The sequence below is a fragment of the Cupriavidus sp. SIMBA_020 genome (assembly GCF_046535395.1).
In the GTDB taxonomy this organism is placed as follows: domain Bacteria; phylum Pseudomonadota; class Gammaproteobacteria; order Burkholderiales; family Burkholderiaceae; genus Cupriavidus; species Cupriavidus campinensis.
This window is the reverse complement of the sequence record NZ_JAWRWU010000001.1, coordinates 490,419-514,646: the sequence shown is the minus strand read 5'-3', so window position 1 is coordinate 514,646 and position 24,228 is coordinate 490,419. Positions and strand designations below refer to the sequence as shown.

Annotated in this window: 19 protein-coding genes and 1 pseudogene; 15 read left to right on the top strand and 5 right to left on the bottom strand. The window is 66.8% G+C overall.

Annotated features, from left to right (window positions below):
* Positions 1-11: 11 nt before the first annotated feature.
* From SB751_RS02380 to SB751_RS02365, 4 genes are all read right to left on the bottom strand, one after another.
* Positions 12-494: a hypothetical protein gene (locus tag SB751_RS02380; RefSeq protein ID WP_244845011.1), complete on the bottom strand. Its 483-nt coding sequence runs from the start codon at positions 492-494 to the stop codon at positions 12-14.
* Positions 495-531: 37 nt separating this feature from the next.
* Positions 532-1,398 (bottom strand): hypothetical protein, encoded by an 867-nt coding sequence (locus SB751_RS02375; protein ID WP_410747757.1) that lies wholly within the window; start codon positions 1,396-1,398, stop codon positions 532-534.
* A gap of 117 nt (positions 1,399-1,515) precedes the next feature.
* Positions 1,516-3,216, bottom strand: a complete 1,701-nt coding sequence (gene recJ / locus SB751_RS02370) for a single-stranded-DNA-specific exonuclease RecJ (protein ID WP_144196072.1) — start codon at positions 3,214-3,216, stop codon at positions 1,516-1,518.
* Between the two features lie 45 nt (positions 3,217-3,261).
* A complete protein-coding gene (locus SB751_RS02365; protein WP_144196070.1) occupies positions 3,262-4,422 on the bottom strand; it encodes a hypothetical protein in 1,161 nt (386 codons plus the stop codon).
* A 101-nt stretch (positions 4,423-4,523) separates the two neighbouring features.
* On the opposite strand from SB751_RS02365, the gene SB751_RS02360 reads away from it, so the two are divergent.
* From SB751_RS02360 to SB751_RS02345, 4 genes are all read left to right on the top strand, one after another.
* Positions 4,524-5,774, top strand: a complete 1,251-nt coding sequence (locus tag SB751_RS02360; RefSeq protein ID WP_144196068.1) for a lipoprotein-releasing ABC transporter permease subunit — start codon at positions 4,524-4,526, stop codon at positions 5,772-5,774.
* 28 nt (positions 5,775-5,802) lie between these two features.
* Complete coding sequence (gene lolD, locus SB751_RS02355) at positions 5,803-6,516, top strand: lipoprotein-releasing ABC transporter ATP-binding protein LolD (RefSeq protein ID WP_244845015.1); 714 nt, start codon at positions 5,803-5,805, stop codon at positions 6,514-6,516.
* Between the two features lie 47 nt (positions 6,517-6,563).
* Positions 6,564-7,409, top strand: a complete 846-nt coding sequence (locus tag SB751_RS02350; RefSeq protein WP_144196064.1) for a TatD family hydrolase — start codon at positions 6,564-6,566, stop codon at positions 7,407-7,409.
* A 124-nt stretch (positions 7,410-7,533) separates the two neighbouring features.
* The gene (locus SB751_RS02345) at positions 7,534-10,101 is read left to right on the top strand and encodes a DNA internalization-related competence protein ComEC/Rec2 (protein WP_211943932.1); all 2,568 of its coding nucleotides are present in this window, start codon (positions 7,534-7,536) and stop codon (positions 10,099-10,101) included.
* A gap of 40 nt (positions 10,102-10,141) precedes the next feature.
* Here the strand turns inward: SB751_RS02345 and SB751_RS02340 are convergent, their stop codons facing one another.
* On the bottom strand, positions 10,142-11,089 hold the full coding sequence (locus tag SB751_RS02340) for a MurR/RpiR family transcriptional regulator (RefSeq protein WP_246118899.1): 948 nt from the start codon (positions 11,087-11,089) through the stop codon (positions 10,142-10,144).
* 256 nt (positions 11,090-11,345) lie between these two features.
* Between SB751_RS02340 and edd the strand changes: the two genes are divergently transcribed.
* From edd to eno, 11 genes and pseudogenes are all read left to right on the top strand, one after another.
* Positions 11,346-13,232, top strand: a complete 1,887-nt coding sequence (gene edd / locus SB751_RS02335) for a phosphogluconate dehydratase (protein WP_211942918.1) — start codon at positions 11,346-11,348, stop codon at positions 13,230-13,232.
* Between the two features lie 188 nt (positions 13,233-13,420).
* Complete coding sequence (locus SB751_RS02330) at positions 13,421-13,939, top strand: gluconokinase (protein ID WP_092292614.1); 519 nt, start codon at positions 13,421-13,423, stop codon at positions 13,937-13,939.
* 256 nt (positions 13,940-14,195) lie between these two features.
* Entirely contained in the window at positions 14,196-15,671 is a 1,476-nt protein-coding gene (locus SB751_RS02325; RefSeq protein WP_144196058.1) for a circularly permuted type 2 ATP-grasp protein, read from the top strand.
* A gap of 32 nt (positions 15,672-15,703) precedes the next feature.
* Positions 15,704-16,780: pseudogene (locus SB751_RS02320) on the top strand (alpha-E domain-containing protein); the annotation flags it as partial.
* Positions 16,781-16,861: 81 nt separating this feature from the next.
* Positions 16,862-17,728, top strand: coding sequence for a transglutaminase N-terminal domain-containing protein (locus SB751_RS02315; RefSeq protein WP_144196054.1), 867 nt, complete (start codon positions 16,862-16,864; stop codon positions 17,726-17,728).
* 151 nt (positions 17,729-17,879) lie between these two features.
* Positions 17,880-18,683: a peptidase gene (locus SB751_RS02310; protein ID WP_186296751.1), complete on the top strand. Its 804-nt coding sequence runs from the start codon at positions 17,880-17,882 to the stop codon at positions 18,681-18,683.
* Positions 18,684-18,749: 66 nt separating this feature from the next.
* Positions 18,750-19,568: an alpha/beta fold hydrolase gene (locus SB751_RS02305; protein WP_144196053.1), complete on the top strand. Its 819-nt coding sequence runs from the start codon at positions 18,750-18,752 to the stop codon at positions 19,566-19,568.
* Between the two features lie 185 nt (positions 19,569-19,753).
* Positions 19,754-21,412 carry a CTP synthase gene (locus SB751_RS02300; RefSeq protein ID WP_144196052.1) on the top strand — a complete coding sequence of 553 codons (1,659 nt, stop codon included), beginning with the start codon at positions 19,754-19,756 and terminating at the stop codon, positions 21,410-21,412.
* A 23-nt stretch (positions 21,413-21,435) separates the two neighbouring features.
* Complete coding sequence (kdsA, locus tag SB751_RS02295; RefSeq protein WP_144196050.1) at positions 21,436-22,305, top strand: 3-deoxy-8-phosphooctulonate synthase; 870 nt, start codon at positions 21,436-21,438, stop codon at positions 22,303-22,305.
* A gap of 125 nt (positions 22,306-22,430) precedes the next feature.
* A complete protein-coding gene (locus SB751_RS02290; RefSeq protein ID WP_144196048.1) occupies positions 22,431-22,721 on the top strand; it encodes a DUF1330 domain-containing protein in 291 nt (96 codons plus the stop codon).
* Between the two features lie 76 nt (positions 22,722-22,797).
* Positions 22,798-24,087: a phosphopyruvate hydratase gene (gene eno, locus SB751_RS02285; protein ID WP_144196046.1), complete on the top strand. Its 1,290-nt coding sequence runs from the start codon at positions 22,798-22,800 to the stop codon at positions 24,085-24,087.
* Positions 24,088-24,228 lie beyond the last annotated feature (141 nt).

The window sequence follows — 24,228 nt, the reverse complement described above, 5'->3', positions numbered from 1 at the left end:
CCGGCGGCAGGCTATTCGGCGTCCGGGGCTTTCGGCCTCGGCGCCTTGAACGGCTTGATCACGTATTTCTCGCCATGCTTGCGGCAGTCATCGGCGACGGCTCGCCACCAGGCTTCGGTGACGAGGTAGGTGCTGCCGTTGATGTCGTTGGGGGTGGGGACGGTGTCAGTAGCCAGTTCGAGATGGCGGTTCGACATGATGAGGCTTTCATGTACGTACTCTGGATAGCGGCTTCCTCCCCACAGGATTAACGTTTGCGGCTCCCGCCAGTGCACCCAAACCTGCTTTCTTCCATCCGACCACTTGTAGCCGACTACGCAAAAGTGGTTTCGTTGGTCGTTCTTATGGAATGTGGCAAGAAAATGGCGTATTGCGCCCGCCGGATTTCGATAATGGCGTTCCTTGGAGACCGTGAAACGGCCCACCGGTTTTTCAGAAAATCCATCCGGCAGGCCATCGCCGGCGTATCCGCTCAGAGAAGCGGCGGCCAGCAAAGCAAACGATACGCACTTAGATCTCATCGTCTTTCCCTTAGGGCTTGGCCTTGTTTTTCGGCTGCAAGCTGGCGAGAAACCCCTCGGTCAAGGTATAAAAATCCTGTCCTCCCTTGCTCTGGAATTTCTGGAAATTTTGGCCTGGGTGGCTCGAGTCCAGCGTGCGCCAGGCATACAGCCCGGTTCGGCTTGGATCGGGGCCGAAATTTTCGCCTTTTGCGACCGCCAACGCGCTGGCGACGTACGCCATGTATTCCTTTTGACGGAGATGGGTTCCATCGTGAGCAATGTCCAGTGTGCGATTGAGCATCTGGTGTTGATCGGGCGCAATGGCTGGATAGTTTTCGAAGCCCCTTACCTGGTTCTTTGCCTTAATCAATGTAGTCAGGTCGGTCGCACCGCGCGCGGCGAAATGCTGGGCGCCAAGTTTCAGTCGATTGCGCAAGACATGCACCATCCATTGCATGCTTTCGCGTGCGTCGCCTTGGTTTACGTATTTTTCGTGGTCGGGGCTTGCATTCTCAACGATTAACATCCGCGCGAGAACGCCCTGTTCGGTATTCGGTTCCGGTAGAACGAGTTTCGGATGAATCTCGACCGTCACCCCGCCGGTATTAGTGTCCCTAAGCTGCGGCCGTCCTTGCGCGTCAGTCGCGTACGCATCCACATGAACAATGTGGCGGCTCACGATACTGTGAGCCTGGACCTCAAGCCGAAGTACCTGCTCGATCCGCCTATCGTCGACCTTCAACGGTACGACTGTCAGGATACTGTCGGTACTCCGGAGCACCAGATGTTTCTTGTTTGGCCCCAGACCGGACACCTTGAACTGGAGCCGATTCCCCGGGAAAAGGGTGATTTGCGCGCCGAGCGGCGCGCCGTTGCTGCGCAGGAGTTTGGCCATGTTGCTTCAACCATGAGGGAAGAAGCGGCCATTGTTCAGGCGCTCGAATACACGCGTAAATCGTAGAACAGCGGAAATGTGTACCAGATTTCCGCAGTCCCGCCAGCGTTTGCCGATTTACTGCGCGTGTTCGATTACCAGTTGCACGCGGGTGACCCCGTTGAAGGTGTTGTTGTCCAGCCGGTAGGCCACCGTCGCGCTGGCGCCGTCGAGGGCGTCGGCGTGGTTGAACCAGATCGCGTCGAAGCGCTGGCTCCCACGTCCCAGTTGCAGCTTCAGGTGCTTGCCCTTGAGCACGGTCTGGCGCAAGACGTCGAATTCGCCGCAGAACGTGGGGGGCGGGAAGCCCTGGCCCCAGACCTGACCTTCTAGCAATCCGACGAATTCCGGGCTGAAGCACGACTCCTCGATGTCGCCATCGGTCTCGATCACGCGCGCCAGTTGGTCGTCCGTCAGCCATTCCCGGCCAACGGCTTCGAACGCCGACATAAAGGTATCGAAGTCGGCCGAGCGGACGGTCAGTCCGGCCGCCATCGCATGTCCGCCAAATTTCACCAGTAAGCCGGGGTGCCGCTTCGACACCAGATCAAGCGCATCGCGCAGGTGGAACCCCGGGATCGAGCGGCCGGAACCCTTGATATGTTCTTCGTCACCCGGCGCGAAGGTGATGGTCGGGCGGTGGAACTTCTCCTTTAGCCGCGAGGCCACGATGCCGATGACCCCCTGGTGCCAGGTGTCGTTGAACACGCTGACCGTGTAGCGCGACGCCGGATCGAGCCCCGCCAGCGGCGCCTCCAGGATCTGCAGGGCCTCCTGCTGCATGCCGGCCTCGATGTCGCGCCGCTCGCGGTTCATGCCGTCCAGTTCCTGGGCGATTTCCCACGCACGGTTCGGGTCGTCGGTCAGCAGGCATTCGATGCCGAGCGACATGTCGGCAAGCCGTCCCGCCGCGTTGAGGCGGGGACCCAGGCCGAAACCGAGGTCGAACGTGTTCGCCCGCGTGGCCTCGCGCCCGGCCGCGCGGAACAGCGCCGCCACGCCCGGATGCATGCGTCCGGCGCGCATCCGGCGCAGGCCCTGGGCCACGAGGATGCGGTTGTTGGTGTCCAGTTTCACGACGTCCGCCACGGTGCCGAGCGCCACCAGGTCAAGCAGGGTTTGCAGCGGCGGCTGGGTCGCCTGGGTGAACGCGCCGCGCCGGCGCAGTTCCGCGCGCAGGGCCAGCAGCACATAGAACATCACGCCCACGCCGGCCAGGTTCTTGCTCGGGAACTCGCAGCCGGGCTGGTTCGGGTTGACGATGACCGCCGCCTCTGGCAACTCGGCGCCGGGAAGGTGGTGGTCGGTCACCACCACGTCGATGCCGAGCGCATTGGCCGCCGCCACGCCATCGACCGACGCAATGCCGTTGTCGACGGTGACGATGACGTCCGGCTGCTGCTGGGCGGCCAGCGCCACGATCTCGGGCGTCAGTCCGTAGCCGTACTCGAAGCGGTTCGGCACGATGAAATCCACGCGCGCGCCGAGCATGCGCAGCCCGCGCACGCCCACTGCGCAGGCCGTGGCGCCGTCGCAGTCGTAATCCGCCACGATCAGCAGCTTGCGGTTGGCCGCGATGGCATCGGCCAGGTACTCGGCCGCGTGGCCGATGCCCTTCATCGTTGTGGGAGGCGTCAGTTCCGGCAGTTCGGTAGCCAGTTCAGACGGATGCAGCACCCCGCGCGCCGACAGGATGCGGGCCAGAGTCGGGTGCAGGCCCGACTTGGCCAGCACATCGGCGTGGGGTTCGGAATAGGAGCGGATGGCGATCCGGGTCATGGTCGTTCGTCCAGAAAACGGGCGCGAGAAGGGAAAACGCGCGGATCAGGCCACCATGGCCAGGTCGGAAAGCAGGGCGCGCCAGTCGCCGCGCGCGCCCATGCCGCGCCAGAACTTGCGCAGGTCGGCGCGCCGCACGGTGAACTCGGCATAGTGGTTCTCGCCGCCCAGCACCAGCGTGACACCCATGATGCGGCCATCGGCCAGGGCTGCGAGCACCGGGGTGAACCACTGGGCGTCGAGCGCGTGCATGCGCTCGAGCCAGAGGCCCCAGTCCTGGGCGATATGGGCCTCGGCGGCGGTGTCGAGCATCGCCATGACATGGCCGTCGGCCTTCGCAATCTCCTCGAATCTGGCCGGCTGCGGGTCGAGCAGGCTATCGCCGGCGAGGGCCAGGCCGGCCAGGAACGGGTCGTCAGTCAGCACGGCGTCGGCCAGCCGGTTGACGAGGCTCAGCTTGCCGCCGCCGTGGAGCCATACCGAATTGATGGTCAGGCGGCCCTCGGCCTCGCGCGCCTGGTTGACCGGATGGTCGTGCCAGGTCATCTGGATCTCGTTCTGGAGGCGCCGCCAGTCGCGCGCCCGCGCACCGGCTTGCAGCCAGATGTCGATATTACGGCCCGTGGCGCGCACTGGCGTGGTGGCTTCCAGCTCGCCGAACACATCGTCGGCCACATACCAGCGGGCGGGGTGGGGCGCGTCCAGCGCAATGCCGGACTCACGGAGCAGGTCGTCGATGGCGGCGCGCAGCGCGGCGGCCTCGTCGGCGCGGATCTCGAGCTGGTCCGGATGCATCAGCACGAGGTGGTCCCGTGCCGCATGAATATGGACCGGCTGGAGGCAGGCCCAGCCCTGGTCGCCGTCTTCCTGGCGCCTAAGGTCGGCGGCAGGCGGCGCCTGGGCGGCGTCCGGCTGGCGGTCCGCGGCACGTTGCCGCAGGTCGGCCAGGCGCATAAAAGGCGCAGTCGGCACCCGGCGGGTGTCCAGGCCGGCCCGGCCGGCCAGCCAGCGTTCCTGCGGCAGGGTGCGCAGGAACAGGTCGTCGTGGGTCTCGCGCAGGCCCGGGGCGGCGCGGGTGAGCAACTTTCCGAGCGCCGGCAACTCCAACTGCCGCAGCAGCGCGCCGGAGACGACGTCGTCCGTGGCGTCGTTGCCGGCGCCAGGCGGGACGGAAAAGGGCACAATCAGGGTCAGGTGCGTCATCATGGTTGCCGAGATTGTAAACTTCCGGCTGGCCGGCGCCAGTTTTCCGTCACCCAAGGGGGCGGATGGCCCGCCGGCGCGACTTCCGAACAACAGGATTCCTCTTGAACTTTCCCTACGAGTGGCAGATCGGCTGGCGATACACCCGCGCGAGCAAGCGCGCCAGCCGCAACACATTCATTTCGTTCATTTCCATGATCTCGATGCTTGGCATCGCGCTCGGTGTGGCGGCGCTGATCGTCGTGCTGTCGGTCATGAACGGCTTCCAGAAAGAAGTGCGGGACCGCATGCTGTCGGTCCTCGCCCATATCGAGGTTATCGCCCCCGGGCCGCTGCCCGACTGGCACAAGACCGCCGCCGAGGCCATGCGGAACAAGGAAGTGGTGGGGGCGGCGCCCTACGTGGCCGCCCAGGCCATGCTCACCCGTGAAGACGCGGTGCGCGGCGTGCTGCTGCGCGGCGTGGACCCGGCGGAGGAGCCAAAGGTCTCCGACGTTGGCAACCAGTTCCGCGCCGGCAGCATGAACGCCCTGGTGCCGGGCGGCTTCGGCATCGCGCTCGGCAACGAACTGGCCAACGCCATGGGCGTGCGCGTCGGCGACAAGGTGACGCTGGTGGCGCCGCAGGGCACCATCACGCCGGCCGGCGTACTGCCGCGGCTCAAGCAGTTCACGGTGGTCGGCGTGTTTTCGTCTGGCCACTACGAGTTTGACAGCGCCCTGGCCCTGATCGACATCAAGGACGCCGAGACGCTGTTCCGCCAGTCCGGTCCTACCGGCGTGCGGCTCAAACTGTCCGACATGCAGCAGGCACCCCAGGTGGCCCAGGAACTGGCCGGCACGATGAGCGGCGAACTGTACCTGCGCGACTGGTCCAAGCAGAACCGCAACTGGTTCGCTGCCGTCCAGACAGAGAAGCGCATGATGTTCATCATCCTGACGCTGATCATCGCCGTGGCGGCGTTCAACCTCGTTTCTACGTTGGTCATGACCGTCACCGACAAGCAGGCTGACATCGCCATCCTGCGCACGATGGGCGCCCAGCCGCGCTCGATCATGAAGATCTTCATCGTCCAGGGCGTGGCCATTGGTTTCATCGGCACCGTGCTCGGCGTGCTTGGCGGCACGCTGATCGCGACCAATATCGACGTGATCGTGCCCTTTATCGAGCGGGTATTGCATGTGCAGTTCCTGCCACGTGACATCTATTTCATCAGCGAACTGCCTTCGGACCCCCGCGTGAACGACATCGCCACCATCGGCATCATCTCCTTCGTGCTGGCCACCCTGGCCACGATCTATCCCAGCTGGCGCGCCGCGCGCGTGAACCCGGCGGAGGCGCTGCGCTATGAGTGACACCTCCCTGCTCCAGGAAGCCGCCGCCATGCCGGCAGTTCCCGGCCTCGCCGTGCAGTCCGGCACGCCGGTGCTGGTGGCCGAGGGCCTGTCCAAGCGTTTCCGCCAGGGCGGCCTCGATGTGGACGTCCTGCGCGGCGTGGATGTACGCGTGGACGCCGGCGAGAAGGTTGCCATCGTCGGCGCGTCAGGCTCCGGCAAGTCCACGCTGCTGCATGTGCTGGGCGGGCTGGACAACCCCGACGCCGGCCGCGTTGCACTGCTCGGCAAGCCGTTCACCTCGTTGCGCGAGAGCGAGCGGAACGCCGTCCGCAACCGCGCGCTCGGCTTCGTCTACCAGTTCCACCATCTGCTGCCCGAGTTCACCGCGCTGGACAACGTCGCCATGCCGATGCGCATCCGCGGCCTCAAGGAACGCGAGGCGCGTGCCGCCGCGCAGGCTATGCTCGAACGCGTGGGCCTGGGCGGGCGGGCGAAGCACCGTCCCGGCGAGCTGTCCGGCGGCGAGCGCCAGCGCGTGGCCATCGCCCGTGCACTGGTCGGCCAGCCGGCCTGCGTGCTGGCCGACGAGCCCACCGGCAACCTCGACGATCACACCGCCGGCGGCGTGTACGACCTGATGCTCGAGCTGTCACGCACGCTAGGCACGAGCTTCGTCATCGTCACGCATGACACGGACCTCGCTGGCCGCTGTGACCGCGTGCTGCGCCTGCGTGACGGGCACTTGCACCGCGAACGCTGATCGGTCATCGATCCCTACCCCAACCGACCTGCCGCCCCCGCCCCGCCATGTGGATCGATACCCACTGCCACCTCGACGCCAGCGAGTTCGATAGCGATCGCACGGACGTCACGCGCGCGGCGGCCGAGGCCGGCGTCTCGGGCATCGTACTGCCGGCCGTGGCGGTGTCCAACTTCGGTGCCGTGCGCGCGCTGGCGCATGCCGGCACCGAGGCGGGCGGCGGCGCCCTCTGCGTCTACGCGCTCGGCATCCATCCCCTCTGTACACCCGGCGCCGGGCAGCCGGATCTGGACGAATTGCGACGCCAGGTGGCTGCGTCGATGGACGACCCGCGCTTCGTCGCCATCGGCGAAATCGGCCTCGACTTCTTCGTCCCGGGGCTGGACGCCGCCCACCAGACGTGGCTCTACTCCGAGCAGGTGAAGATCGCGCGCGATTTCGATCTTCCGGTGCTGCTGCATGTACGCAAGTCGCAGGATCAGGTCTATGCGCAACTGCGCCGCGTGGGCGTGCGGCAGGGCATTGCACACGCCTTCAACGGCAGTCACGAGCAGGCGCGCCGCTACGTCGAGCACGGCATGAAGCTCGGTTTCGGCGGCAACCTGACCTTCTCCCGCGCCAGACAGATCCGCCGGCTCGCGGCGGAATTGCCGCTCGAGGCCATCGTGCTCGAGACCGATGCGCCTGACATCGCGCCGGCCTGGCTCTCCGACGACCAGTTCGGCGAGCAGCACAAGGCGCGCAACACGCCCGGCGAGGTGGTGGGCGTGGCACGCGTGCTCGGCGAACTGCGCGGCGTGCCGGAACCTGAGCTGGCGCAGGCCATGTGGCGCAACTCGGTGGCAGCGCTGCCGCGTCTGGCGGCGTTTGCAGACATCATGGCGCCGCGCTGAACGCGTGGCAATACGCCAGCCGCCGTTTTAACAATCTTCCACAAAAACACATCATTCGTTAACGTTTTGGCGCCATCGCGCACAGTACAAATACGCCATTGGAAAGCGTTGTCCCGGAGGTGTGATGCGAGCTGTGCTGATGGCGTTCGTCGCGGGTTGCTGGTGGCTCCAGCAGCAGGCCGGATTGCCGTCGGCGTGGCGGTGGTGGTGGCAGGCGCTGGCGGGGGCCATCGGCGTGGTGGCGTTGACATATGTCGCGCGTTGTCGTCATGGGCGCATGGTGGGCGAGGGAAGTGCGTCCGTTCTCAGGATGTGGATGTGGCGCGGGGTCGTGGTGGCGCTTGCGTGCGGGGCGGGGTTCGGGTGGGCGGCATGGCGCGCCGACAGCAGGATGGCAGACTGGCTGGACCCAGCCCTGGCGGGGCGCGACATCGAGCTACACGGCATGGTCGCCGGGCTGCCCGATGTGGCAAGCCAGGGCACGCGCTTTCTGTTCGCGGTAACCGGGTTGCATGAGGCGCGCCTGCCACCACGGCTCCTGCTGACCTGGCGGGATCCGCCGGAGGCGCTGCAGCCGGGGGAGCGCTATCGGCTGACGGTCAGGCTGCGCAGGCCACGCGGGCTGGCCAATCCACATGGATTCGACTACGCGTACTGGCTGCTGGGCGAGGGTATCGGTGCAACTGGCTATGTGCGCGCCGGCGCGCCGTCGGAGGAGGCGGGGCCGCTGCCATGGGCAATTCGCGTACAGGCGTGGCGGGCGGGCTTGCGCGACCGGCTTCGCGCGGCGCTGCCGCCGGACGCGCGCTTTGGGGCTGTGCTCGTGGCGCTGGTGATTGGCGACCAGCGCGGCATCGCCACCGAGGACTGGGAGGTGTTCCGACGGACCGGCATCGCGCATCTGGTCAGCATTTCGGGCCTGCACATCACGATGATCTCGGGCGCGGCTGGCGCCCTGGTGCTGGCGTTGTGGCGGCGGTCGTTCGGGCTGGGGCGGCGGCTGCGCCGGCCCTTGCCGCTGATCTGGCCGGCGCAGCAGGCGGCGCTCGTGGTGGCGGTACTGACTGCCTTGGGCTACGGACTGATCGCCGGGATGCAGGTGCCGGCGATGCGTACCGTGAGCATGCTGGCCGTGGCGGCGCTGGCATTGTGGAGTGGCCGGGCGCCACCGGCATCGGTCGTGCTCGCGTGGGCGGCAGGTGTGGCGGTGATGATCGACCCATGGGCCGTGATGTCGCCCGGCTTCTGGCTGTCCTTCGGCGCCGTGGCGGCGATCTTCCTTGCCGCGCGCGAGCCGGTTCGGCACGCAAGGGCGGAGGGGCGGTGGCAGAGGGCGAGGGCGGTCGTGGCGGCGGCGCTGGCGGGCGCCGCACGCACGCAGTGGGCGGTGACGGTTGGTCTCGTGCCGCTGACGCTACTGCTGTTCGGACAGGTGTCTGTAGTGTCTTGCCTTGCCAACGCTGTCGCCATTCCGGTGGTGAGCCTGCTTGTGACACCGTTGGCGCTGGCGGGCGCCGTGCTGCCGGCGATCTTGGCCGGGCCGTTGCTGGCGATTGCGCATACAGCGATGGCTTGGCTGTCCGGGGCGCTCTCCTGGCTTGCGGCGCCAGCGTGGGCCATCTGGGAGGCGGCGCAGCCGGGGCCCGTCTGGATGGTGCTGGCGTCTGCCGGGGTGGTGCTCGTGCTGATGCCGCGCAAACGGGCGGCGGATCTCCGGGCAGCAACGCCCTCAGGCGGCCCGCGGCCCGCCCGGCGGCCCATGCGTCCCTCGGTGCGTGCGCCGCCACGCTGGTGTGGGGCGTTGCTGATGATGCCGATGCTGCTGGCGGGCCGGACGCCTGTGCCGGCCGGGGAGTTCCGTGTCACGGCACTCGATGTTGGGCAGGGCACGGCGGTACTGGTCGAGACCAAGGCCCATGCACTGCTGTATGACACGGGGCCGGGATACCCGTCAGGGGCAAGTGCGGGTGGGCAGGTGATCGTGCCATGGCTGCGGGCGATGGGCGTGCGGCGGCTCGATACGCTGATGGTCAGTCACGAGGATGCGGATCATGCCGGGGGCGTGCGCGAGGTGCTGGCGGCAGTGCCGGTGGGGCGCCGGCTGACGGGGGCGCCGCTCGATCACGGGCTCCTGATTGAGGCAGCGGCGATCGAAGGTAGCGCGTTGGGCAGCGCAGTGCCGTGGCAGCCGTGTGAGGCTGGCGCGGCGTGGACGTGGAATGGCGTGCGCTTCACTATCCTGCATCCGTCGGCGTCGGACCTCGGCAGCGCGCGGTTGGCAAGCAATGCGCGCAGTTGTGTGCTGCGGGTGGCCACGGCGCACCGCAGCCTCTTGCTGACCGGGGATATCGGCGTGCGCGAGGAACTGGGTTTGGTTGCCACGGTGCCGCCGGAAGACCTGCGTGCCGATGTCCTGCTGGTGCCGCACCACGGCAGCGGCACGTCTTCAGGCGCGGCGTTCCTGCGCGCGGTGCAGCCGGAGGCGGCGGTGTTCCAGCTGGGATTCGGCAATCGCTACCGGCATCCGCGCGCCGATGTCTGGCGGCGGTATGGGCGTGAGGGCATCGCGCGGTATCGGACGGATGAAACGGGCGCGGTGTCGATCGTCACGGCGGGGTCGCTCCTGAAGATATCGTCATACCGGCAGCGAGAGCGGCGGTACTGGCGCGATGCACCGGCCGCGCCGCGCTAGGCGTCGGCGCCGGTCCCGGAGGGGTGCGAGAAAGAGGGCGTCAACTGCGCGAACCTGCGCGCGCGGCCTTTGGTGACTTGGCGGCCGGTGCCTTGGCGGTGCCGCCCGTGGCGGCCGCCACGGCTTCGCGGGACGCCGGCGCCTCCGGCGCGGCGCCGCCGATGCGGCGCTCGCGCAGGTGCGCCTTGGCACGTTGCAGGCCAGCCGCGACGGTGTCCGCGCGTTCCAGCGCCACGCCGGCGGCAAGCACGTCGCCGAGCACGAGGTGGCTGATGCGGGAGGTCATCGGCGTGTAGACCTCGCTGTCCTCCTCGACGTCGGAGAACACGCAGACGTCGGCCAGCCGGGCCAGGGGCGAGCCGCTGTGGGTCAGCGCCAGCACGCTTGCGCCGCTGGCGCGGGCGAGCGTGGCGGCGGTCAGCATGTCCCAGGTGCGGCCGCTGTTGGAGACCAGCACCGCCACGTCGCCAGGTTGCAGTAGTGCGGCGGACATGCTGAAGACGTGCGGATCGGAGTAGGCCGTGGTGGGAATGCCGAGGCGGAAAAACTTGTGCTGGATGTCGAGCGCGACGATGCCCGAGTTGCCGCAGCCGTAGAACTCGATGCGGCGCGCGCTGGCCAGTAGCCGGATGCCGTGCTCGATCTGGTCGGCCGACAGGGCGTTCCGGACGGCCATCAGCGTGGCGATGGTGCGGTCGAAGACCTTGCCGGCGATGTCGGCGGGGCGGTCGTCGGCCTCCACGTCCTGGTGGACGAACGGCGTGCCACCGCCCAGGTTCTGGGCGAACTGGAGTTTGAACTCCTTGAAGCCGTCGTAGCCCAGCGCGGCGCAGAAGCGGGCGATGGTCGGCTGCGAAACGCCGGCGCGTTCGGCCAGTTCGGGCATCGACAGGCGGATCACGCTGGCGCCGTGGCGGGTGACGTAGTCAGCCAGGCGGCGTTCGGACGGACGGAGCGTGTCGTAGACGGCAAGGATTCGGTCGCGCATGGTGGTGCGGGTCTCGGCTGGCCATCGACGTGGCCATTCTGGATTGAAAGTGTAGAGATTCTACACAGAATGAAGTGAGGATCGATCGGGAATCGGGGCTGTGCCACCTTAGGGCTTTCCCGTATTTGCTTTGACAGAGCCATATTTCTGTCAGAAAGTGGCTTCCAGCAGGCTAAGGGCCAAGGCTATAATGTAGAAAATCTACAGATCAACGGGCGTTTTTTGCCCTGCGCTCCCCACGAGGAACATGTCCGCCATGACCCAATCCGTTCATGCCGAGGTGTCGGCCGTTACGCAACGCATTGTCGAGCGCAGCCGCGCGAGCCGCGCCGCCTATCTGGCGCGCTGCGAGCGCGCGCAGCGGGAACTCGGCCCGCTGCGCGGCATGTCGTGCGCGAATCTGGCGCACGGTTACGCCGCGCTGCCGGCTGACGACAAGCTCAAGCTGCGCGTCGAGCACGCGCCGAATCTCGGCATCGTTACCGCGTACAACGACATGCTGTCGGCCCACCAGCCCTACGAGCGGTATCCGAACGTGATTCGCGAGGCGGCGCGCGCGGTGGGTGGCGTGGCCCAGGTGGCCGGCGGCGTGCCGGCGATGTGCGACGGCATCACGCAGGGCAATGCCGGCATGGAGCTGTCGCTGTTCTCGCGCGACGCCATTGCCATGGGTACGGTGGTCGCGCTCTCGCACAACACCTTCGATGCGGCGCTGATGCTCGGCGTGTGCGACAAGATCGTGCCGGGCCTGCTGATGGGGGCGCTGCAGTTCGGGCACCTGCCCATCGTCTTCGTGCCGGCCGGCCCGATGGCGACCGGCCTCTCGAACAAGGAAAAGGCGCGCGTGCGCCAGCTCTACGCCACCGGTCAGGTCGGCCGCGACGCCTTGCTGGAGGCCGAATGCGCCGCCTACCACAGCGCCGGCACCTGCACCTTCTACGGCACGGCCAACAGCAACCAGTTCCTGATGGAAATCATGGGCTTGCACGTGCCGGGCTCGGCCTTCGTGCACCCGGACAGCGGCCTGCGCGATGCGCTGACGGCGGCCGCGGCGCAGCGCGCGCTGGCGCTGATTGCGCGCGGCAACGCGTACACGCCGCTCGCCCAGATCGTGGACGAGCGCGCCATCGTCAACGCCATGGTCGGCCTGCTGGCCACGGGCGGCTCCACGAACCATACGATCCACCTCGTCGCCATGGCGCGTGCCGCTGGCATCGTCATCGACTGGAATGACTTCGACCGCCTGTCGGCGGTCACGCCGCTGCTGGCGCGCGTCTATCCGAACGGCTCGGCCGATGTGAACCACTTCCACGCGGCCGGTGGCGTGGCCTATGTGATTGGCCAGCTACTCGAGGCGGGGTTGCTGCACGAGGATGTGCAGACCGTGATGGGGCAAGGGCTGGCGCGCTACACCGAGGAGCCGGTGATGACTGACGGCACGCTGCGTTGGCGCGATGGTCCGGCCACCAGCGGCGATGCAGCCGTGCTGGCCCCGGCGTCGGCGCCGTTCTCGAAGGAGGGCGGGCTGCGCCTGATGGCCGGCAACCTCGGCCGGGGCGTGATCAAGGTGTCGGCCGTGGCCGACGAGCATCGGATCGTGGAGGCCCCGGCCCGCGTGTTCGACTCCCAGGAGGCGCTGCAAGCCGCCTTCGAGGCCGACGAACTGAATCGCGACGTGGTGGCGGTAGTCCGCTTCCAGGGGCCGAATGCCAACGGCATGCCCGAGTTGCACCGCCTCACGCCGGCGCTCGGCGCGCTGCAGGATGCCGGCCACAAGGTGGCGCTGGTGACCGATGGCCGCATGTCGGGCGCGTCAGGCAAGGTGCCGGCAGTGATCCATGTGGGGCCGGAGGCGCTTGTCGGCGGACCGCTGGCGCGGGTGCGCGACGGCGACCGGATCCGCGTAGATGCCGTATCCGGCACATTGACCCTGGTTGGCGATGCCGGCGTGCAGGCCGAATTCGCTGCGCGCATCCCGGCGACCGCGCCGGACGACGAGTTTGCGCGCTTCAGCATGGGGCGCGGCCTGTTCGGACTGTTCCGGCGCCATGCCCGGATCGCCGAGGAAGGCGGCAGTGCCCTGGACTTGTCCGAGGCCGACGCCGCGCCCGCTGTCCAAACGGCCAGCGCGGTCGCACAATAGGCAAACGCTCACCTTGCCCTGCACGCACTTAGTCGTCGTTTAATCGTCGTTTAGTCGTTTTACGATTTTCAGCAATCGCCGCGGCCCGGTATCTCCATGCCGCGGTGCACCTTCGCGCCACGTTTTTCGCGCCCGAAGGCTACCGACAAGGATGGCCCGACCATCCGACCATGATCGACGGAGCAGACATGATCTATATCCTGATGGGCGTTTCCGGCAGCGGGAAAACCACGGTCGGCCAGCTGCTGGCCAGCCAGTTGCACTGCGGCTTCCACGATGCGGACGCCTTCCACAGCGAGGCCAACAAGGCCAAGATGCACAACGGCATTCCGCTGACCGACGAGGACCGCTGGCCCTGGCTGGCCGCGATGCGCGCCGCCATCGACACCGCTCGGGCCGAGGGCCGCACCCACGTTTTCACCTGCTCGGCGCTGCGCCAGACCTACCGCGACCGCCTGACCCCGCCGGACGGCGGCGTGACCTTCGTCTTCATGAAGGGCGACGCCGGCACCATCGGCAGCCGGCTGTCGGCGCGCACGGACCATTTCTTCAATCCGGCGCTGCTGCAAAGCCAGTTCGATACCCTCGAGGAGCCGCGCGACGCGCTGGTACTGGATATCCGCCGCACGCCCGAGGCACTGGTCCAGGACATTCTGGACAAGTGCCCGCCCGAGTCGGCCGCCTGCAGCGGGAAGCCCGCCGCCTGACTTGGACTGACCGGAGCTGACCTGACACCGCCAGCCCAGCCTCGGGGCGCCGTGCCTTCGGCGGCGCCTGGCTGGCAAGCATCTTGCTAAACCGAATTCACGTGCCGGCGCGCGTGACCCTTGCGGGTTTTGCCGGCGCGGATATGCTGAAAGAGCCAACTCGACAAGGCATCGACAAACGGGCGACCGGGGAGACGGCACGGCACGGTCAGTACGAGGCCGGCGCGGGCGCCCATTTCACGAAGGAGCGGCCATCATGGCGGCGCGGTTTTTCGACGAGATGCTGGAAGGGCGGGAGGACGGCGTGGTGGCGGCCATCGAGGCCGGACAGACGCTGCCGTCCGGGGCGGTCAGGGCCCACTATCGCAATTTTGCGGACTGGATCGGGCGGCAGTCCGCATCGACAATGGACAACAAGCGCGCCGAGGCGGACCTGATCTTCCGGCGCGTGGGCATTACCTTTGCCGTCTACGGCGACAAGGACGAGTCGAACAGCGGCACCGAACGGACTATTCCGTTCGATGTGATTCCGCGCATCTTTCCGGCTAGCGAGTGGGCCACGCTAGAGCGCGGCCTGCGCCAGCGCGTGGCCGCGCTGAACCGGTTCATCCACGATATCTACCACGGCCAGGACATCATCCGCGCCGGTGTGATTCCGCCCGACCAGATCTACAACAACGCGCAGTACCGGCCGGAGATGCTCGGCATCGACGTGCCGCGCGACATCTACGCCCACGTGGCCGGCATCGACGTGGTGCGCGCCGGCGAGGGCGAGTTCTACGTGCTGGAGGACAACCTCCGGGTGCCGTCCGGCGTCTCGTACATGCTTGAAAACCGCAAGATGATGATGCGGTTGTTCCCGGAGCTGTTCGCGCGCAACCGGGTGGCGCCGGTGGCGCACTATCCCGACCTGCTGCTGGACATGCTGCGCAGCGTGTCGCCCCAGAACATCGCCGATCCCACCGTGGTCGTGCTCACGCCGGGCATGTACAACTCGGCGTATTTCGAACATGCGTTCCTGGCCCAGCAGATGGGTGTGGAACTGGTGGAGGGCAGCGACCTGTTCGTCGAGGACGAGCACCTCTACATGCGCACCACGCAGGGGCCGCAGCGCATCGACGTGATCTACCGCCGCGTGGATGACGACTTCCTTGATCCCCTCGCATTTCGTCCAGATTCGGCGCTCGGTGCGGCCGGGCTGCTGTCGGTCTACCGGGCCGGCAATGTGACGATCAGCAACGCCATTGGCACGGGCGTGGCCGACGACAAGTCGATCTACCCCTACGTGCCGGACATGATCCGCTTCTACCTGGGCGAGGAGGCCATCCTCAACAACGTGCCGACCTATATGTGCCGGCGCCCGGACGATCTCCAGTTCGTGCTCGACCATATGGCCGACCTCGTGGTCAAGGAGACCCACGGCGCGGGCGGCTACGGCATGCTGGTCGGCCCGGCGGCCACGCGTGCCGAGATCGACCAGTTCCGCGAGGTGGTGAAGTCGCGTCCCGAGCAGTACATCGCCCAGCCGACGCTGGCGCTGTCCACCTGCCCGACCTATGTGGAGTCGGGCATCGCGCCGCGCCATATCGACCTGCGGCCGTTCGTGCTGTCGGGCAAGGAGGTGCGCATGGTGCCGGGCGGGCTGACCCGCGTGGCGCTGCGCGAAGGGTCGCTGGTGGTCAACTCCTCGCAGGGGGGCGGCACCAAGGACACCTGGGTGCTGGAGCGCTGAGCCATGGAATACGCCGATCGCCGGGAGAACCCATCATGTTGAGCCGCACCGCCGACCATCTGTTCTGGATGTCCCGCTATACCGAGCGCGCCGAGAACACCGCGCGCATGCTCGACGTCAACTACCAGACTTCGCTGCTGCCGCAGTCCGCCGAAGTGGCCGAGCAGGGCTGGTGGGCGATGCTCGATATTTCCGAGCTGACCAACGCCTTCGACCACAAGTACGGCCTGCTGCACCGGGACGACGTGATCGACTTCATGGTCCGCGACATGACCAATCCGTCGTCGATCATGAGCTGCCTGCGCGCGGCGCGCGAAAACGCCCGCGCGGTGCGCGGCTCGCTGACCACGGAGGTCTGGGAGACGCTGAACACCACCTGGCTGGACGTGCAGCGCATGATCGCCGATGGCGAACTGCGCGACGACCCGTCCCGCTTCTTCGAGTGGGTCAAGTTCCGCTCGCACCTGGCGCGCGGCGTGCAGTTCGGCACCATGCTCAAGGACGATGCCTTCCACTTCATGCGGCTCGGCACGTTCCTGGAGCGGGCCGACAACACCGCGCGGATCCTCGACGTCAAGTTCCAGGCGTCCGGCCGGCGCGACGAGGACGACCTTGCCTTCCAGGGCGGCCAATTGCAGAGTCAGAATCAGGGCGGGGGCTCCCAGAGCCAGTCCCAATCCCAATCCCAGGACGGCGGCGGGCAGTCCCAGAGCCAGTTGCAGAACGACGACCTGAATCGCGAGCAGAACGATTTCTATCACTGGGCGGCCGTGCTGCGCTCGGTGTCCGGCTTCGAGGTGTATCGCAAGATCTATCGCGCCGTGATCACGCCGCAACGCGTGGCGGAGCTGTTGATCTTGCGGCCGGACATGCCGCGCTCGCTGGTCTCGAGCATGGACGAGGTGGTCGCGATTCTCGCGCTGGTGGCCAACCAGCAGTCGTCGGAGACGGAGCGGCAGGCTGGTAAACTCCACGCCGACCTGAAATACGCGCGCATCGACGACATCTTCGCCGTTGGCCTGCACGCCTACCTGACCAGCTTCCTGGAGCGCATTGGCGATCTCGGCAACGGCATCAGCCGGGACTTCCTCGTCCCGCTGGCTGCCTGACGAGGTGCCGGGCTCGCCACACCGTTGCCGGATCGGGCGGGTGGCGGGCCGGGCACCGGTCGCCGCGGCGCGTGCCCTATCGTGAAATACAAGATCCACCACAAGACGGTCTACCGTTACACCGAGCCGGTGCGCCGCAGCGTGCACGAACTGCGGCTTGTGCCGCGTACGGGGCCGCTTCAGTCCGTGCAGGACTGGACCCTGACTGCACCGGGCAACCTGTCCGAGGCCCGCGACGGCTTTGGCAACATCGTCCATAACTTCACGCTGTCCGGCCCCGCCCAGACGATTTCGATCACGGCGACTGGCGAAGTGGAGGTGATGATTTCGCCTCTTGATGAGGCGGAGTCGCCCGGCCACCATGGCTTCCACGACCTGCCGGATGCCGGCGAGTCGCGCGTATCGCCGCTGTACTTTGCGGCCGCCACGCCGCTCACGCAGGCCCCGGCCGCGCTGCGCGCGTTCGCCGCGCCGTTCCTGGCCGCCGGCCACGACGTGCCGGCGCTGCTGGCGCTGGCCGATGGCATTGCGGACCGCGTGCGCTACAGCGCCAACACCACCCACGTCGGCACCAGCGCCGCCGATGCCTTCGCGCTCGGCAGCGGCGTCTGCCAGGACCAGGCGCAGGTGATGGTGGCCGCGTGCCGCGCCTTCGGCATTCCGGCACGCTATGTCAGTGGTTACTTCTATGACCCGGCTGCAACCTCGATGGCCAGCCACGCCTGGGCCGATGTCTGCCTGGACGCCGCCAGCGCGCTCTGGTGCAGCATAGACGTGACGCACCGCTGCCTCACCGATGGCCGCCACGTACGCCTTGCCGTGGGGCGCGACTACGCCTCCGCTGCACCAATTCGGGGCATTCTGGAGGGCGGGACTGGCGAGACAATGGAAGTCGAGATCGCCATCACGCCCATTCCGCCCATGGCGCCGGTGCCGGCTGCCGACTGACCTTCCCGCGCCGCGCGCCGGCCAATCAGACGGCCGTTCCAGATGGCCGATGCCACCCGAGGCGGCTCGCGTCGCGCCGGGGCGCTAGAATGCAAGCTTGCCCTGAGCGCGCCGCCGAACCGGCGCGCGGCCCAAAACCAACAAGATTCCCATGACGTACTGTGTAGCCATGCGGCTGGATGCCGGCCTGGTATTCCTGTCGGATTCCCGTACCAACGCCGGCGTGGACGCCATTTCCACGGCCCGCAAGATGACCGTGTTCGAAGAGCCGGGCGACCGCGTGATGGTGATGATGACCGCCGGCAACCTCGCCATCAGCCAGTCCGTGCGCCAGTGCCTGGCCGAGGGCCGCGACGAGAAGCGCTCGCTCTGGACCGCGCGGGACATGTTCGAGGCCGCCACCATCGTCGGCGACGCCGTGCGCGCCGTGCACAAGCGCGACGCCCATGCGCTGCGCGATGCCGGCATCGAATTTAACGTGAGTCTGGTCTTCGGTGGCCAGATCCGTGGCGAGCGGCCGCGGCTGTTCAATATCTATGCGGCCGGCAACTTCGTCGAATCGACACCGGAAAACTGCTATTTCCAGATTGGCGAGGCCAAGTACGGCAAGCCGATCATCGACCGCGTGGTGTCGCCGTCGCTGCCGCTGGGCGAGGCCGCCAAGTGCGCGCTGATTTCGATGGATTCCACGCTGAAATCGAATATCTCCGTGGGCCTGCCGCTGGACCTGCTGGTCTATGAGGCCGACGCGCTGCGCGTGACCCGCTTTGTCAATATCGACGAACGCAACGCCTACTTCCGCATGATCCGCGACACCTGGGGCCACCGCCTGCGCCAGGTGTTTGGCGAGATCTGCAACCCCGAGTGGGATGCGGCGGAGCCGGCGGAATTCCCGCTCGCGCGCGATGAGGCGGACCGCTGGGGCCAGCCCGTGCGGGCCCGCCGCGAACACTGATCTCCCCCATTGATCGCCCCCCACTGATCGCCGCTTCCCCGGCATTCCGACCTCCCAAGACGCCGCATGCGCGACATCCTGCTGTTTTCGCACGCCAACGGCTTTCCGGTGCGCACGTATCGCAAGCTGTTCAGCGCACTGGAAGACGAATTCGATATCCGCGCCGTGGAGCGCTACGGCCATGACCCGAAGTACCCGGTCACGCGCGAGTGGCCCCATCTGGTGGAGGAATTGCTAGACGAACTGGACCGCGCCACGCGTGACGGCACCGAGCGCCCGGTGTGGCTGGTCGGCCATTCGCTGGGCGGCTTCCTGTCCCTGATGGCCTCGCTGCGCCGGCCTGCCCGGGTGCGCGGGGTGGTCATGCTCGACTCGCCGGTGATTGCCGGCTGGCGCGCCGGGCTGCTGCGGTTCTCGCAGATATTCGGTCTCGACGAGAAGCCGGGCCCGGCGGCCGTGACGAAGAACCGCCGCACCCACTGGCCGGACGCCGAGGCGGTGCGCCATCACTTCCTCTCCAAGAAGAATTTCGCCATTTGGGATCCAGAGGTCCTGAGCGACTACGCCGAGCACGGCACCGAGCCGACCGGCCGCGCCGGCGAGCGGCGGCTGCGCTTCGATCGCGAGGTGGAATACAAGATCTACCGGACCCTGCCAACCAGCCTGGGCCGCAAGGTGTCCCGGGGCGCGCCGGTGCCGGTGGGCTTCGTCGCCGGCACGCGCTCGCGCGAGGTACGCCAGTGCGGGCTGGGCGCCACGCGCCGGCTGGTGGGCGAGCACTTGCGCTTTATCGAGGGCGGCCATCTCTATCCGATGGAAAAGCCCCTCGAAACCGCTGCGCTGGTGCGTGACCTGATCGGCAAGATCCGGCAGGAATCGCGCTAGGCGACAGTTGGCTCGCAGGCAGGGCGGCGCCAACCCGCGCCCGTGCGGCGCATTGGGCGCAAGGAGGCGCAGCGCGGCGCAACCGGGTAGCACCCGGCCCGGTTTTACCCCGGCTGTCACAATTTCCGGGGCCGCGCGGGACGGCCGCTCATGTATAATCCCGATTTCCCCGGCAAGCTCGGTTTATGACCAAATTCGTCTTCGTCACCGGTGGCGTCGTCTCTTCTCTCGGCAAGGGCATCGCTGCTGCTTCGCTCGCGGCCATTCTCGAGTCGCGCGGCCTCAAAGTCACCCTCCTCAAGCTCGATCCCTACATCAACGTCGATCCCGGCACGATGAGCCCCTTCCAGCACGGCGAGGTGTTCGTGACCGAAGATGGCGCGGAAACCGACCTCGACCTGGGGCACTATGAGCGCTTCGTTTCCGCCAAGATGCGGAAATCGAACAACTTCACGACCGGCCAGATCTATGAATCGGTGATCCGCAAGGAACGCCGGGGCGAGTACCTGGGCAAGACCGTGCAGGTCATCCCCCATATCACCAACGAGATCCAGGCATTTGTGGAGCGCGGCGCGGCCGCCTCGCACGAGGGCAAGGCCGACGTGGCGCTGGTGGAGATCGGCGGCACGGTGGGGGATATCGAATCCCTGCCGTTCCTCGAGGCCGCGCGCCAGATGAGCCTGCGCATGGGCCGCAACCACTGCGCCTTCGTGCACCTGACGCTGGTGCCGTTCATCGCCAGCGCGGGCGAGCTGAAGACCAAGCCGACCCAGCACTCGGTGCAGAAGCTGCGCGAAATCGGTATTTCGCCGACGGCGCTGCTGTGCCGCGCCGATCGCCCCATTCCGGACGACGAGCGCGCCAAGATCTCGCTGTTCGCCAATATCCCGCAGGAAGCCGTGATCTCGGTCTGGGATGCCGACAGCATCTACAAGATCCCGCAGATGCTCAACGAGCAGGGCCTGGACCGCCTGATCTGCGAGGAGCTGCGCCTGGATCCGAAGCCGGCCGACCTGTCGATGTGGCAGAAGCTGGTCAACGCGCAGGAAAACCCCGAGCACGAAATCACGATCGGCATGGTTGGCAAGTACGTCGACCTGACCGAGTCGTACAAGTCGCTGATCGAGGCGCTGCGCCACGCCGGCATGCATACCGCCACGCGCGTGAACATCGAATACATCGATTCCGAGGAACTGGAATCCGGCCACCTGGAAGTGCTCCAGCCGCTGGACGCCATCCTGGTGCCGGGCGGCTTCGGCAAGCGCGGCACGGAAGGCAAGATCCGCGCGATCCAGTACGCCCGCGAGAACAAGGTGCCTTACCTGGGCATCTGCCTGGGCATGCAGCTGGCCGTGATCGAGTTTGCCCGCCACGTGGCGAACATGGCCGATGCCAACTCGACCGAATTCAACCTCGAAACCGAGCATCCGGTGGTCGCGCTGATCACCGAATGGCTGGACCGCGAAGGCAAGGTCGAGCAGCGCTCGGCCGATTCCGACCTCGGCGGCACGATGCGCCTGGGCGCCCAGCGCGTACCGGTGAAGGCCGGCACCAAGGCTGCGCAGATCTATGGCGACGAAGTGAACGAGCGCCATCGCCATCGTTACGAAGTCAACAATCACTACGTGCCGCAGCTCGAGGGCGCCGGCATGGTGATTTCGGCCCGTACCCCGACGGAAAACCTGCCGGAGATGATGGAGTTGCCCGAGAGCCTGCACCCGTGGTTCGTTGGCGTGCAGTTCCACCCGGAATTCACGTCCACGCCGCGTGACGGCCATCCGCTGTTCAAGGCCTACGTGGAAGCCGCGCTGGCCAGCCAGCAGCGCAAGGGCAAGTCCGCCTGAGCGCGCGCAGAGAAGGAGCAGCCATGAAACTGTGTGGATTCGATGTCGGCCTCGACCAGCCGTTCTTCCTGATTTCCGGGCCGTGCGTGATCGAGTCCGAGCAGATGGCGCTGGACACGGCCGGCCAGCTCAAGGAAATCACCTCGGCGCTGGGCATTCCGTTCATCTACAAGTCGTCGTTCGACAAGGCCAACCGGTCGTCGGGCAAGTCGTTCCGCGGTCTCGGCATGGAAAAGGGTCTTGAGATCCTGGCCACCGTGAAGCGCGAGATCGGCGTGCCGGTGCTCACGGACATCCACGAGATCGACGAGATCAAGCCCGTCGCCGCCGTGGTGGACGTACTCCAGACGCCGGCCTTCCTGTGCCGCCAGACGGATTTCATCCGCGCCTGCGCCCAGAGCGGCAAGCCGGTGAACATCAAGAAGGGCCAGTTCCTGGCGCCGCACGACATGAAGAACGTGATCGATAAGGCGCGTGATGCGGCCCGTGAGGCTGGTCTGCCCGATGACGTGTTCATGGCCTGCGAGCGCGGTGTCTCCTTCGGCTACAACAACCTGGTCTCGGACATGCGCTCGCTGGCGATCATGCGCGAGACCGCCGCCCCGGTGGTGTTCGACGCCACGCACTCGGTGCAGTTGCCGGGCGGGCAGGGCACGAGTTCGGGCGGCCAGCGCGAGTTCGTGCCGGTGTTGTCGCGTGCCGCCGTGGCAACCGGCGTGGCCGGGCTGTTCATGGAAACGCACCCGGACCCGAGCAAGGCGATGTCGGACGGCCCCAACGCCGTGCCGCTGTCGCGCATGAAGGAATTGCTGTCGGTCCTGAAGGATCTCGATGCGCTGGTCAAGCGTAGCGGCTTCCTCGAGGACAACTTCAGCTGGCCGGCCTGCGCCTGAGCCAGTGTTGGTCGTGACCGCCCGCGCCTGTCGCGGGCGGAATCGTTTCCGGCCCGCATGGTCCATCCTGCACCGACCGTGACGCGCCGTATCGAAAGACAATACAAAAGATTCGGAGATCGCCCATGGCCGCCGGCTATATCATCGCGTACGTCGACGTGACAGACCCCCAGCAATACGAGCAGTACAAGGTGCTTTCCACACGCGCCATGCAGGCGCACGGGGCCGAGGTGCTCGTGCGCGGCGGCAAGACCGAGCCGCTCGAGGGGGAATGGGCGCCCACGCGTGTCGTGCTGCTGAAATTCCCGAGCTATGAGGCCGCCAAGACCTTCTACGCGAGCGAGGAGTACCTGGCCGCGCGGCAGTCGCGCGAGCACGCGGCGAAGATGAACATGATCGTTGTCGAGGGCGCCTGACCATCGTCGGCAACATTTGTCACGGTTGGCGGGCATTCTTGCGCAGTCACCAGATTCAACAGTCCAGAGAGGAAATATGAGTGCAATCGTAGATATCATCGGTCGCGAGGTTCTCGACTCGCGTGGCAATCCCACGGTCGAGTGCGACGTGCTGCTGGAATCCGGTGTGATGGGCCGTGCGGCCGTGCCGTCGGGCGCGTCCACGGGTTCGCGGGAGGCCATCGAGCTGCGTGACGGCGACAAGTCGCGCTACCTGGGCAAGGGCGTGCTGAAGGCCGTCGAGCACATCAACACCGAGATCTCCGAAGCCATCATGGGCCTGGACGCCTCCGAGCAGGCGTTCCTGGACCGCACCCTGATCGAGCTGGACGGCACCGAGAACAAGGGCCGCCTGGGCGCCAACGCCATGCTGGCCGTGTCGATGGCCGTGGCCAAGGCCGCCGCCGAGGAAGCCGGCCTGCCGCTGTACCGCTACTTCGGCGGTTCGGGCGCGATGCAGATGCCGGTGCCGATGATGAACATCGTCAACGGTGGCGCGCACGCCAACAACAGCCTGGACATCCAGGAATTCATGATCATGCCGGTCTCGCAGACCAGCTTCCGTGAAGCCCTGCGCTGCGGCGCCGAGGTATTCCACGCGCTCAAGAAGATCCTGGCCGACAAGGGCATGTCCACGGCCGTGGGCGACGAAGGCGGTTTCGCGCCGAATTTCTCGTCGAACGAGGAATGCCTGAACACGGTAGTGCAGGCCATCGAGAAGGCCGGCTACAAGGCGGGCGAGGACGTGCTGCTGGCGCTGGACTGCGCCGCCAGCGAGTTCTACCACGAGGCCGAGGACGTCTACCAGCTGGAAGGCGAGGGCCTGAAGCTGTCGTCGACGCAATTCGCCGACTACCTGGCCAACCTGTGCGACAAGTTCCCGATCGTCTCGATCGAGGACGGCATGGCCGAGGGCGACTGGGAAGGCTGGAAGACGCTGACCGAGAAGCTGGGCGAGCGCGTGCAGCTGGTGGGTGACGACCTGTTCGTGACCAACACGAAGATCCTGAAGGAAGGCATCGAGAAGGGCATCGGCAACTCGATCCTGATCAAGATCAACCAGATTGGCACGCTGACCGAGACCTTCGCCGCCATCGAGATGGCCAAGCGCGCCGGCTACACGGCCGTGATCTCGCACCGCTCGGGCGAGACCGAGGACAGCACGATCGCCGACATCGCGGTGGGCACCAACGCTGGCCAGATCAAGACCGGCTCGCTGTCGCGTTCGGACCGCATCTCGAAGTACAACCAGCTGCTGCGCATCGAGGAAGACCTCGGTGACATCGCTACGTACCCGGGCAAGAGCGCGTTCTACAACCTGCGCTAAGTCCCCGAGTCTCCCCCTCCCGCCCCGGGAGCGGGGAGATCTCCCCCGCCGCGACACGTTCGTGTTGCAGAGTGTTGCGTTTTTTCAGGCCGATAATTTTGCATTCTTCGGTCGCATAAGGGATCATTGGGGTGGTCGTCA